The organism is Hymenobacter edaphi, assembly GCF_003258365.1.
Taxonomy (GTDB): Bacteria; Bacteroidota; Bacteroidia; order Cytophagales; family Hymenobacteraceae; genus Solirubrum; species Solirubrum edaphi.
Genome location: NZ_QHKM01000002.1, coordinates 495,658 through 507,841 on the forward strand (window position 1 = coordinate 495,658; position 12,184 = coordinate 507,841).

The window sequence follows — 12,184 nt, forward strand, 5'->3', positions numbered from 1 at the left end:
GTTTGCAGCGTGGTGAGTGAGGCGTTGGCCGAAGGTCGGCCGAAGATTATTGCTTGACGAAGCGCTGGTGAACCACCGTGCTGCCGTCGGTCAGGCGCAGGGTGTACACGCCAGCCGGCAGCTGCTGCACTTCCAGCAGGCCCGAGCCGTCGTAGCGCACCTGCTTCATGCTGGCGCCGCGGGCGTCGAATACTTCCACCTGCACGTTGGCGGCCAAGTGGTCGGCCGGCAGCACCAGGTTCAGCACGTCGCTGGTCGGGTTCGGGAACAGCTTGTAGTCGGCCAGGGCCGCTTTCGCCGATTCCGAGGTGCGCAGGCCTCCCGAGATGGTGACGGAGTAGTCCTCCGTCTCGCCGTAGCTGTAGGAGCCGCAGCTGGTGGTGGCCGAGTTGTCGCTCATCACCACGCGCAGCCGGGTTTTGCCGTTTTTGGCCGTGCTCGGTACCGTAAAGGCGCTGCTCAGCGTGGTGCTGGCGTTGCTGCTGCGGCTGGCCACCAGCTCGCCCGCGTCGGTGAAGTCACCGTCCTGGTTGTAGTCGATGTAAATCTTCCAGTACTCGGTGTAGGCCGTCGAAGCGAAGCCGGCCGAGTAGTAGATGGTCTGGGCCGAGCCGGCCGCTACCGTGGTGCCCAGGGCCGTGCCGTCGTAGTAGCCGGCGTTGGCTGCCGAGCTGCGGTTGATGGAGCCCAGCTGCACCAGGTCAACCCATTCGTAGCCGACGCTGCTGCCCTTCGAGGCGCAGTAGGTAGGCGTGGTGGGCGTGGTGCCGCCGCCGGGAGCCGTGCCGCCCACCGAGGTGAGCAGGCCCACCCGGGCGCCGCCCGAGGCAAACAGCGCGTTCATGCGCGAGGACTGCCCGGTCGAGAACATGTACATGGCCACGTCGTCCACGTAGTCCATGTAGTTCATAAACATGTCGCTGGTGTTCGAGCAGGACGCCTGCGGGTAGCTCGGCGTGCCGTAGTTCTCGTCGGCCTGGTTGGGCGTGTCCGACACGTTGTCGGTGCCGGAGCAGGACGTGCCGTCGTCGCCCCAGATGTGGTTCAGGTTCAGCCAGTGGCCCACTTCGTGGGTGCCGGTGCGGCCCAGGTTGAAGGGCGCCACCGCCGAGCCACCCTTGCCGAAGGCCGTGGTCAGGATGACGACGCCGTCGGTAGCGGCCGGGCCGCCGGGAAACTGCGCGTAGCCCAGCACGCCGCCCGAGAGGTTGCACACCCACAGGTTCAGGTACTTGCTGGAGTTCCACGCGTCGAGGCCACCGGTGCTGGCCTTCTTCATCTGGTCGTCGGTGCCCCAGGAGGTTTTCGTGGTCTGCTTCCGCTCGATGCCGGTGGTGGCGGCGCCGGTGGGCGTCTGCTTAGCCAGTACGAACTGAATGCCCACGTTGGCCACCAGCCCGGCGAAGGCCGCCGGCGCCTTGGTGTAGTCGGAGTTGGTTTTGCTGTAGTCCTGGTTCAGCACATCGAGCTGCGACTGAATCTGGGCGTCGGAAATGTTCTGGGCCGAGGTGTTGTAGAGCACGTGCACCACCACCGGAATGGTAATGACGGCGTTGGTACGCTGGGCTTCGTTGGCCTTGTTGGCCAGGTAAGTCTGCGTCTGGGCCTCAATGGCGGCGCGGCGCGCGGCCATGGCCGGGTCGGCCGTGAGTTGGGCCTGCAGGTTGTCGACGGTAGCGCACTGGCGAACGGACTGCGCCTGCGCGGCGGAAGTCAGCAAGCCCAGGCACGCCAAGGCAGCGTAAACGGTTTTTTTCATAAAAGGGGTTTGGTTGTGGAAAAGAGGGGCGGTATGACTTTTTGAAAGTCACGGCGGCAATCTTTGAAATTATTGCCTGGCTAACAAGTGTTTGTTGAAAAATTCTTTAAAAAAGTGCTGATAATTCTCGGCAGTGTAAATAAAACATGCAACAAACGACGGGGCGGCCCCGCGGTCGGCCCGGGCTTTGTACAACTGCCGGCTTACGCAAAAGCGCCCCTCCCACGCGGAAGGGGCGCTTTTGCGTAAGCCGGCAATGCTGCCTGACTATTCCTTCATGAAGCTCTTCTGCACCGTCTGCTGGCCGTCGTTGATGGCAATGCGGTACAGGCCTTTGTTCAGGCCCTGCACGTCCACCTGGCCGGTGGCGGCGTTGTAGCGGGCGGCTTTCATCAGCTGGCCGTGGATGTCATACACCTGCACGCTCACGTTGGCGTTGCGGGAAGCCACGGCGGCGTCGGTCAGCGTCAGGGTCGAGGTAGCCGGGTTCGGGAACAGCGTGTAGGCGGCCAGCGCCGTGCGCGGGGCGGTGCCGCCGGTCGAGGTCAGCAGCGCGGCGCGGGCGCCGCCCGTGCCAAACAGCGCGTTCATGCGCGAGGCTTGGCCGGTGGTGAACATGTACATGCACCGGTCGTAGGTGTAGTCCATGTAGTTCATCGACATGTCGCCCTGGTTGCTGCAGGTAATCTTCGGAAAGGCCGGGCAGCCGCCGTTGCTGGTCTGCTGCGTAGGCGTGTCCGAAACGAGGTCGTTGCCGCAGGTAGCATCACCCCAGATGTGGCGCAGGTTCAGCCAGTGGCCCACTTCGTGGGTGGCGGTGCGGCCCTTGTCGTAGTTGGTAGCGGCGCCACCGGGCACCGAGGAGTAGAGCACCACCACGCCATCGGTAGCGGCGGCCCCGCCGGGGAACTGTGCGTAGCCCAGCAGGCCCTGGCCGAGGTTGCAGAGCCACAGGTTCAGGTACTTGTCGCGGGGCCAGGCGTCGCTGCCGCCCTTGCTGGAGTACTTCACGAAGTCGTTCGAGCTGAACGAACGGGTCTTGGTGGATTTGCGCACCACGCCGCTAGTGGCCGCGCCGTTCGGGTCGCGCTTGGCCAGCACAAACTGGATGTTGGTGTTGGCAGCCAGGCCGGCGTAGATGGCGGGCGTATTGCCGGCGTCGGCGTTCAGCTTGGCGAAGTCCTGGTTCAGCACGGCAATCTGCGCGTCGATCTGCGACTGCGGTACGTTCTGGGCCGCGGTGTTGTACACCACGTGCACCACCACCGGGATGGTTACCACAGCGTTGGTACGGTTCACGGTGGTGTTGGCCGTGAAGCTGCGCGTCTGGGCTTCGATGGCGGCCATGCGCTGGCTCATGGCCGGGTCGGCGGCAATCTGCTGGGCCAGTACATCCATGGAGGCGCACTGGCGGCCGGGCAGCTCTGCCTGGGGCTGAGCACCTGGGGCAATGGCGCGGGCCGCATCCTGAGCCGTGGCGGGCAGCAGGGCGGCAAAGCTCAAACCAATGGTGAGGGCGTAGAATGTTTTCTTCATAGAAGAGTTTGGTGGTGGTGGTGGCAAGAATTGTCTGGTAATAGACGAATTGCTGTACAGAAAAGCAAAAAATAGGTTGTCAAATTTTAAATTGCGCAAATACTATGTGTTTATGAATAAGGAAAATAAAATCTTGCTACGTGCCCGATTGGGCAAAAAGAAGAGCCGGACCACCGGCCCGGCTCTGTTCAAAACAGGATTATGAATGGATAGGCCCCGCCCTATTCAGCGGCGCTGTAGGCCGATAGATCAGGGAAGGGCGGGTGGCCGGGGTACTGCTGCTCGTAGAGCACGCGCAGGCGGCGCGAAATCATGCTGCGCAGCTCGTCGACGTTCTGCCGCTCCTGGGCCGAAATGAAAATGACCGGGTCGTGGAGGCGGGCCATGTAGGAAGCCTGCAGCTGCTCCAGCGTAGGGCGCTGCTGCACGTCGTCGGCGTGGTGCAGGTCCTCGGCGTGGTCGGGCTCCACGCCGTGCAGGTGGGCGGCCGGGTCCACGTCGGTCTGGTACTGGTCGATTTTGTTGAACACCAGGATGGTCGGCTTTTCGGCCGCGCCGATGTCCTTGAGCGTGTCGTTGACCACCTGAATGTGCTCCTCGAACATCGGGTGCGAAATGTCCACCACGTGCAGCAGCAGGTCGGCCTCGCGGATTTCGTCCAGCGTCGACTTAAAGCTCTCGATCAGGCGCGTGGGCAGCTTGCGGATAAACCCGACGGTATCGGAGAGCAGGAAGGGCACGTTGTCGAGCACCACCTTGCGCACCGTCGAGTCAAGGGTGGCGAAGAGCTTGTTTTCGGCAAACACGTCGGCGCGGCTGAGCAGGTTCATCAGCGTGCTCTTGCCCACGTTGGTGTAGCCCACCAGGGCCACGCGCAGGGTGCCGGCGCGGGCCTTGCGCTGCACCTGGCTTTGCTTGTCGAACTCCTGCAGCTGCTCTTTCAGCAGGCTGATCCGGTCGCGCACCACGCGGCGGTCGGTTTCGATTTCCCGTTCGCCCGGGCCGCGCATGCCCACGCCGCCGCGCTGCTTGTCCAAGTGGCTCCAGAGGCCGGTGAGGCGCGGCAGCAGGTACTGGTACTGGGCCAGCTCCACCTGAGTGCGGGAGGTGGCCGTCTTGGCGCGCGAGGCGAAGATGTCGAGGATGAGCAGGGTGCGGTCCAGGATTTTCACCTTCAGCTCGGCCTCCAGGTTGCGTAGCTGGGAAGGCGAGAGGTCGTCGTCGAAGATGACCACGCTGGTGTCGTGGTGCTGCACGTAGGCGCGGATTTCCTCCAGCTTGCCCGAGCCGACAAAGGTGCGCAGGTCGGGCTTTTCGAGCTTCTGGATAAAGCGTTTGGTGGGCACGGTGCCGGCCGTTTCGGTCAGAAAAGCCAGTTCGTCGAGGTACTCGGTGGTCAGCGCGTCGTCCTGGCGCTTGTCGGGCACGGCCACCAGCACGGCGGTTTCCTGCTCGGGCGAAGTTTCGTAGGTGGCGTCTTTGTTGCCTTTGACCAGGATGCGGCCGGCGCGGCCCTTCACCGTATCGTGGGCGCCGGGGTGGCGGGTGCTGTTGGTGCGACGTTTGGAAGCGGGGCGGTTTGCCATGGAAAGGTAGTCGGGAGCGGAAAAAATGGGAAGCAGGGGCTGCCCGTCACATACGGCAAAAGTAACGCAAGGGTAACGCGCCCGCGTCGTAGCGCGAAGCAGCGCTTCGCGCTACGACGCGGCTACTTCAGCGTGAGGCTGTAGGCGGCCACCTGCTCGATTTGCTCGGGCGTGAGCTGACCTTTGAAGGCGGGCATCTTGCCCAGCCCGTTCGTCACCATGTACACCCGGCCCATCTGGTTGAGGTTGCTCTTGGTCAGGTCGTGGGCACCGTTGAGGCCGCGCTTGCCGTCGGGGCCGTGGCAGAGGGCGCAGTTTTGCTCGAACAGGGCCCGGCCGGCGTCCACCATACCATCGGCAGCGGCCGGCGCGGCGGTGGGCGGAGCGGTGGCTTTTTCAGCTTCGCCGCCGCAGCTGCCCAGCGCCAGCAGCAGGGCCACGCCGGCGGCCCGCAGCGGGGCGGCTACTGACACCGGGGCGGCCACCGGGCGCAGACGGCCCCACTGCCAGACCTCCCCCCAGTTCGGGTCGAGCACCGGGCCTTCGTAAGCCAAGCCGGCTTTTTCCAGCACCCGGCAGGAGGCATTGCGCCGGGGCTGGGTCAGGGCCGTCACGCGGCGCACGGCGGGCTGCGCGAAGGCGTGCTGCACCAGGGCCCGGGCGGCCTCGGTGGCCAAGCCCTGCCCGCGGTAGGCCTCGGCCACGCTGTAGCCGATTTCCACCGCGCCCTGCTCGTCGGGGCGGCCTTTGAAGCCGGCCAGCCCGATCAGCCGCTGATCGGCCCGGTGCACGAGCAGGTAGATCCACCAGGGCGCCAGGCCCGGGTCGCGGCGCAGGTGCTGGTAGCCGGGGGCCAGCGCCTGCCGGGCCTCCTCCGAGCCGGGCCAGCCGGCTTCGGCGGCCACGCCCAGCACGGCGGCCAGGATGTGGTGGCCAGCCAGCGCGGCCTCGAAATAGGCCGGCGTACACGGAATCAGCTGCAGGCGCGGGGTGGTGAGCATAGGTGGGGCAGGGTTAGGCGCGAAGCCGCAAGGTACGGCAGTAGCGCGGGCTTTAGCCCGCGCTACTGCAGCCATACGGATTCCAGATCGACGTGCAGAGGGCTGCCCACGGCCGGCCCGTCGGCCACAACTTGCAACACCTCCGCATCGGTCAGGCGCAGCTGGGCGGGCTGGGTGGCGGGCCGGAAGTGCAGGGGCAGGAAGCCGGGGTAGGGGCGCGGCGTTATCAGCATAGGGGCCGGCTGCAGGCTGCTGAGCGGGATGTGCACGGTCTGCCACTCCGTCGTCAGCGTCAGCGGGGCGGCGTAGGCGGCCGCGTCCCGGGTGACGAGCAGCACCTGCACCCGGGCCCCGGGCTGACTCGTGCGGGCCCGCACCAGCAGCTCTTTGGCGCCGGCCAGCTCGCCAGCGCGGCCCGGCAGCTGGTCGGCGAAGTAGGCGCGCAAACTCACGGCGGGGGCGGGTTCGGCGGTGCCGGCTCCGGCTTTGGCTACGGGCACCGTCAGGCGCAGGGCGGGCTCCCCGGCGGGCGTGGTCACGTAGTCGGCCCAGCCCGAAAAGGCGTTTTCGGTGCCGCGCACCTCCACCCGGCGCTGGTCGTGGGCGGCGCGGAACAGCGGCAGCGGGCTGCCCGCCGCCACAATGGGCACTTCCCAGTGCTCGGGGGAGTAGAAGTCCCAGTCGCGCGGCGTACCCGGCACGCTGCCGGGGAAAGTCAGCGTCGGCAGGCCTTTCGACTTATCCTGTGGCTTCACCACCACCCAGTAGCGCAGCAGGCCGGGGTACAGCAGCTCGGCGGGCACGGTGGATTCGGCCGTGGTGAGGCTCCGGCGCGTCATCGGCAGGCGGCGGGTGCGGCCGTAAAAATGCTGCGCCACCAGCAGCAGGCTATCCTGCGGGCCGGCACCGGCCACCTGCACCTGCAGCCGCAGCGGCTGGCCCGCCGTGGCCTGCGCCGGCGGAGCCGACAGCACCGTCGGCAGCGGCTGCGCTACCGGCTGGTCGGGCGTAGGCAACGGGGCCACGTATTCGCTCAGGCCGAGCACGCCCACGCGCGCGGCCTGCGTTGTCCACTGCGCGGCATCCTGGTCGCGAACCGACAGCAGATAGCTGCCCGGGAGCACGGCCAGGGCCCCGTCCTGCGCCTGCTGCTGCGCGCGGTTGCCCGGGTTGAGGCCGCGCAGCGTGAAAGTCGAGCCCAGATCCGGCAGCTGCACGCGCAGCGGCTGCTCGTTCCACCGGATGCTGGTCACCACCTTGCGCAAGGAGGCCGTTTCGAACGGGTCGCGCACGGGCACCGCGTCGGGCATCACCTCCAGCCGCCACACGCCGGGGGCCACGCGGTCGAGGAAGTAGGCGCCGGTACCGCCGTACGTCACCACCGGCGAGGAGCCCACGCCGGCCAGGTGCTGCAGCTTCGCCGGCTTCTTGGGCTGGGTGCGGGTGGTGTTGGTGTAGTAGAACTCCTGGTCGGTGTTCATCTCGCTGAGCTGCTCCCGGTAGCTGACCCGGAACGGGCCGAACACCGAATCGGCGGGGTAGCGGCGGAACTGCTGATTACGCTTTATCGTGCGGAACACCTTGCCCGCGATGAGCAGGCTGATGGCCTTGCCGGGCGTGTAGGCCAGGTTCAGATAGTGCGTCTGGTACTCGGTGTTGTAGGGGGCAATGGCCAGCGGGTCGTAGGCAAACTGCGTGGCCCACTGAAAGCCCGCCTCGCGGAAGCTGCGGGCCATCATCGGGTACATGATGGGCTGCAGCACGTCGGCCGACTCGAACTCGTACACCATCTTGGCCCGGCGCCGGAAGCGCGGGTCGTTGCGGTAGGGGATGGGGTACTGGTCGACGTAGGGCAGCAGGTTGCCGCGCAGCGCGTGCCCGCTCACCAGCCCCTGCGGGTACCACTGAAAGGTGAGGCCGTCCACGTCGGCATCGAGAATGGCTTCGTGGACGGCGTAGTTTTCGGCGATGTTGTAGAAAATGGGCTTTTGCAGGCCGGTGGCGCGCATGGCCCGCACCATGCGGTTGGCGAAGTCCGTCACCTGCGCCTTGGGCTCGTGGTAGCGCGGCTCGTTGCACACCTCGAAGGCAATAATGTCCGGGTCGTCGCGCAACAGGCGCTTGGTGTAGGGGTTCTGGTGGTTCAGAAACTGCGTCAGGTACCGCTCCTGGGCCGCGATGGCGCGCGGGTTCACGTAGGCCTCGGCCTTGGAGTAGATGCTGGAAAAGCCGGTGCCCGTGTCCGGCTCGGGGTAGCCGTTGTTCCAGTAGGCAATGGGCGTCAGAATGGTCTTGATGCCGCGCTGCTTGAGCTCGGCCAGCAGAAAATCGAGCAGGCGCAGGTGCTCGTTCGGCTGCAGGTTGCCCAGCGTATCGGTGATTTCCACGTCCCACACGTGCACGCGGAAGGCATCCACGCCCAGGCGGGCCAGGTGGTACACGTCCTGCCGGATGGCCTGCTCCAGATCGGCCCCCACGGCCCGGTGCGCCCGGTAAGCGTGGGCAAAGGGCGCGGTGTAGTTCACCCCGAACAGGGCCACCTCCTGGCGCGAGTCGGCCCAGCGCAGCACGCCTTGCTGGTCGACGAACACGCCGGCCGCCGGCTTCTGTTGGGCCGAGGCCGGAAGGGAAAAGCCGCTCCACAGCAGCGGCAGCAGCAACAGGATACGCAGGAGCTTCATGGGCAGATAGGCCGGGTGAAAGGGGCAAAAGTACACCACGCGGCCGGGGGCGGCCGGTGCCCGGCGCCCCAAGGACCGTACGCGGCGCGCCAGGTGGCCTGCCCGGCGCACCCAGGGCCATGCGCGGCGCGTCAGGGGGCGTAAGCGCGGCCTCCGCCAGCGGACGGGCGGCGTCAAGGGCCGTGGGCGCGGCTTCCGGCAGCCGCGGCGGCGCGTCAAGGGCCCTGGCCACCGCCGCAAGCGGGTCAACCGACCGCCAAGTGCCCGAACCAACCGTCACGTAAGTAAACCGGCACCCGGCGCCCGAACCGGGCTGTGCGGCGCCGGGAGGGCCGGGTGGCACACCCAATAACGCCTAATCTCCCAAACTCCCGCCCGTCTACCCGCCCACCCTCACCCCCTATCCTTACCTTTGCCGCACCGGTGCCCAACCCGCGCCGGCTTTTTTATGCGCGTTGCCATCGTCATCAATACCAGCTGGAACATCTGGAACTTCCGCCGCAACCTCGTGCGCGCCCTGCAGCAGGCCGGCCACGAGGTGCTGGCCATTGCCCCGCCCGATGATTATTCCGCACGGCTGGAAACCGAGCTGGGCTGCCGCTACGTGCCCATTCCGATGGAAAACAAGGGCACCAACCCGGTAAAGGACGCCGCCCTCACGCGCCGCTTCTACCAGATTTACCGCCGCGAGCGGCCCGACGTCATCCTGCACTACACCATCAAGCCCAACATCTACGGCACTATCGCGGCCAAGCTGGCGGGCATCCCCTGCGCCAACAACGTGTCGGGCCTCGGCACGGTGTTTATCGTGCAGAACCTGGTGAGCAAGGTGGCCCTGGGCCTCTACCGCTTCGCGTTTCAGTTTCCCAAGCGGGTGTTTTTTCAGAACGACGACGACCGGCAGCTCTTTCTGCAGCACAAGCTGCTGCGCCCGGAAATCACCGACCTCGTGCCCGGCTCCGGCATCGACGTGGACAAGTTCCGCCCCGACCCCGCCGCCCCGGTGCGCCACGAGCCCTTCACCTTCCTCATGATTGCCCGCGTGCTCTACGAAAAGGGCGTGGAGGAGTACTTCGAGGCGGCCCGGCAGGTGCGCGCGGCCGTGCCCGGCACCCGCATTCAGTTGCTCGGCGGCATCGATGAGTCGGGCGGGGTGGGGGTGAAGCGCGTGGTATTCGAGGAGTGGATGCGGGCCGGCGACGTGGAGTACCTCGGCACCTCCGACGACGTGCCCGCCCACATCCAGCAGGCCGACTGCGTGGTGCTGCCCAGCTACCGCGAAGGCACCCCCAAAACCCTGCTCGAAGCCGCCGCCCTGGGCAAGCCCCTCGTGACCACCGACGTGCCCGGCTGCCGCGAAACCGTCGTCGACGGCGACAACGGCTACCTCTGCCAGGTACGCTCCGCCGACGACCTGGCGGCCAAGATGCTGCAAGTCCTGCGCCTGCCCGACGCCGAGCTGCGGCGCATGGGCCAGGCCTCGCGCCGCCTGGCCGAAACCAAGTTCGACGAGCGGCTGGTGCTCGACAAATACCTGCGCACCGTGGCCGAAATCGGCCGCCGCTAAACCCACTTCCGGCCGCCGCTGCGTAGTTTCCGGCGCCGGCCGCCTCCCCATGCCTCTCCCTCTACTTGCCCGATGGAAGTAATTCAGCACCCGATCAGCGGGGTTATCGAACTGGTGCCGCGCGTGTTCGGCGACGCCCGCGGTACGTTTTTCGAGTCGTTCAGCGCCCGGCTGCTGGCCGATAAAGCCGGCATCGTGGAAGACTGGGTGCAGGACAACCAGTCCATCTCCGCCGCCGGCGTGTTGCGCGGCCTGCACTTTCAGCGCCCGCCCTACGCCCAGGCCAAGCTGGTGCGCGTGGCCCGCGGCCGCGCCCTCGACGTGGTCGTGGACATCCGCCGCGACTCGCCCACCTTCGGCCAGCACACCAGCACCCTGCTCACGGCCGAGCGCGCCAACATGCTCTACGTGCCCGTCGGCTTCGCCCACGGCTTCCTGGCGCTGGACGACGACACCATCTTCCTCTATAAGTGCTCGAACTACTACCACCCGGCTTCGGAAGGTGGCCTGCTCTGGAACGACCCGGCCCTGGGTATCAACTGGGGGGCCGACGCCCCCAACGTGTCGCCCAAAGACGAAATCCTGCCCCGCCTGAGCGAGCTGACGAGTCCGTTTTAGGTGAAAGAGTGAGATGGTGAACTGGTGAGTTAATGTTTGGGAGGCCGGCACCGCGCATTTCGCGCAAGCAGAACGACACTCCCCATTTCACCATCTCACAACTCACCAACCAGCGTTTCCAGGCCCATGCCGCGGGAGCCTTTTACCAGGATGAGGCGGCCGTCGAGCGGATGCTCGCGCAGCCAGTGGGCGGCCTGGGCCTTGGTGACGAAGTGGCGGAAGCCCGGACGCTGCGCCCGCTGCATGTCGGTGCCGATGAGCAGTACCAGGCCGAATTCCTGGCGGGCCAGCAGGTCGCCGAGGGCGTGGTGCTCGGCGGCGCTTTCGTCGCCCAGCTCAAACATATCGGCCAGGATGGCCACCTTGCGGGCGGCCTCGCTGGGCCGGGCGGCCAGGCTGGCAATGGCCGCGGCCATCGACGAGGGGTTGGCGTTGTAGGCGTCCAGAATCAGCTCGTTGCGCTCGGTGCGCACCAGCTGGGAGCGGTTGTTCTTGGGGTCGTAGGCGGCCAGGGCGGCGGCAATATCCGCCGACGGCACGCCGAAGTGGGCGCCCACGGCGGCGGCGGCGGCCAGGTTCACGAAGTTGTAGGCCCCGGTGATGGTGGCTTCCACCAGCGTGCCGTCGAACAGGCGCATGCTCACCTGCGGGGCGGCCGTGAGCAGCTCGGCCGGGTAGGTGTCGCCCGCGCTCGGGTAGCTCACGCGCGCGGGCACCAGCTGGCCCAATTCGGGCAGGCGCGCATCCTGGGTGTTCACGAAAGCCGTGCCGCCGGTTTCGGCCAGGTAGCGAAACAGCTCGCCCTTGCCTTTGGCCACGCCCTCGGCCCCGCCGAAGCCTTCGAGGTGGGCCTTGCCGATGTTGGTGATAAGCCCGTGGGTAGGCTCGGCGTAGCGGCAGTAGCTGTCGATTTCGCCCTGGTGGTTGGCGCCCATTTCCACCACGGCCAGGTTGTGCTCCTCGGGGTCGATGCTGAGCAGCGTCAGCGGCACGCCGATGTGGTTGTTGAGGTTGCCGCGGGTGTACTGCACCCGGTAGCGGCGGCTGAGCACGGCGCTGAGCAGCTCCTTGGTGGTGGTTTTGCCGTTGGAGCCCGTCACGGCCACCACGGGCATTTGCAGCTGCCGGCGGTGGTGGTGGGCTAGCTCCTGCAGGGCCAGCAGCGTGTCGGGCACGTAGGCGTAGCGCGCCGGGTCGGTGGCGGCCAGCGCGGCATCGTCCACCACGGCCACGCGGGCGCCCTGGGCCAGGGCCTGCGGGGCAAAGTCGGCGCCGCGGAAGCTGGGGCCGTTCAGGGCCACGAAGAGCGTCTGGTCCTGGGGCTGGCGCGAGTCGGTGCTCACGCGGCGGCACTGCTGAAAGCGGGCGTAGAGGTCAGGAAGGGAAATCGGCGACATACCGGCGGGGTTGGCGTACATTGGGAACGGAACCAAATA

At 66.8% G+C, this 12,184-nt stretch carries 8 protein-coding genes; 2 read left to right on the forward strand and 6 right to left on the reverse strand.

All coding sequences use genetic code 11. From position 1 onward, the window contains the following. Positions 1-46: 46 nt before the first annotated feature. From DLM85_RS09625 to DLM85_RS09645, 5 genes are all read right to left on the reverse strand, one after another. Entirely contained in the window at positions 47-1,759 is a 1,713-nt protein-coding gene (locus DLM85_RS09625; protein ID WP_111477889.1) for a GEVED domain-containing protein, read from the reverse strand. Between the two features lie 267 nt (positions 1,760-2,026). Continuing rightward, positions 2,027-3,295, reverse strand: a complete 1,269-nt coding sequence (locus DLM85_RS09630) for a M43 family zinc metalloprotease (RefSeq protein ID WP_111477890.1) — start codon at positions 3,293-3,295, stop codon at positions 2,027-2,029. A gap of 221 nt (positions 3,296-3,516) precedes the next feature. Continuing rightward, positions 3,517-4,881, reverse strand: coding sequence for a GTPase HflX (gene hflX / locus DLM85_RS09635; protein ID WP_111477891.1), 1,365 nt, complete (start codon positions 4,879-4,881; stop codon positions 3,517-3,519). Between the two features lie 122 nt (positions 4,882-5,003). Next, complete coding sequence (locus DLM85_RS09640) at positions 5,004-5,882, reverse strand: GNAT family N-acetyltransferase (protein WP_165822078.1); 879 nt, start codon at positions 5,880-5,882, stop codon at positions 5,004-5,006. A gap of 62 nt (positions 5,883-5,944) precedes the next feature. Next, complete coding sequence (locus tag DLM85_RS09645) at positions 5,945-8,563, reverse strand: cellulase family glycosylhydrolase (RefSeq protein ID WP_111477893.1); 2,619 nt, start codon at positions 8,561-8,563, stop codon at positions 5,945-5,947. A gap of 448 nt (positions 8,564-9,011) precedes the next feature. On the opposite strand from DLM85_RS09645, the gene DLM85_RS09650 reads away from it, so the two are divergent. Next, entirely contained in the window at positions 9,012-10,130 is a 1,119-nt protein-coding gene (locus DLM85_RS09650) for a glycosyltransferase family 4 protein (protein ID WP_111477894.1), read from the forward strand. Positions 10,131-10,202: 72 nt separating this feature from the next. Beyond that, positions 10,203-10,748: a dTDP-4-dehydrorhamnose 3,5-epimerase gene (gene rfbC, locus DLM85_RS09655; protein WP_111477895.1), complete on the forward strand. Its 546-nt coding sequence runs from the start codon at positions 10,203-10,205 to the stop codon at positions 10,746-10,748. 95 nt (positions 10,749-10,843) lie between these two features. On the opposite strand, the gene DLM85_RS09660 is transcribed toward rfbC, so the two are convergent. Beyond that, a complete protein-coding gene (locus DLM85_RS09660) occupies positions 10,844-12,166 on the reverse strand; it encodes a UDP-N-acetylmuramoyl-tripeptide--D-alanyl-D-alanine ligase (RefSeq protein ID WP_243635913.1) in 1,323 nt (440 codons plus the stop codon). Between the last annotated feature and the right edge of the window lie 18 nt (positions 12,167-12,184).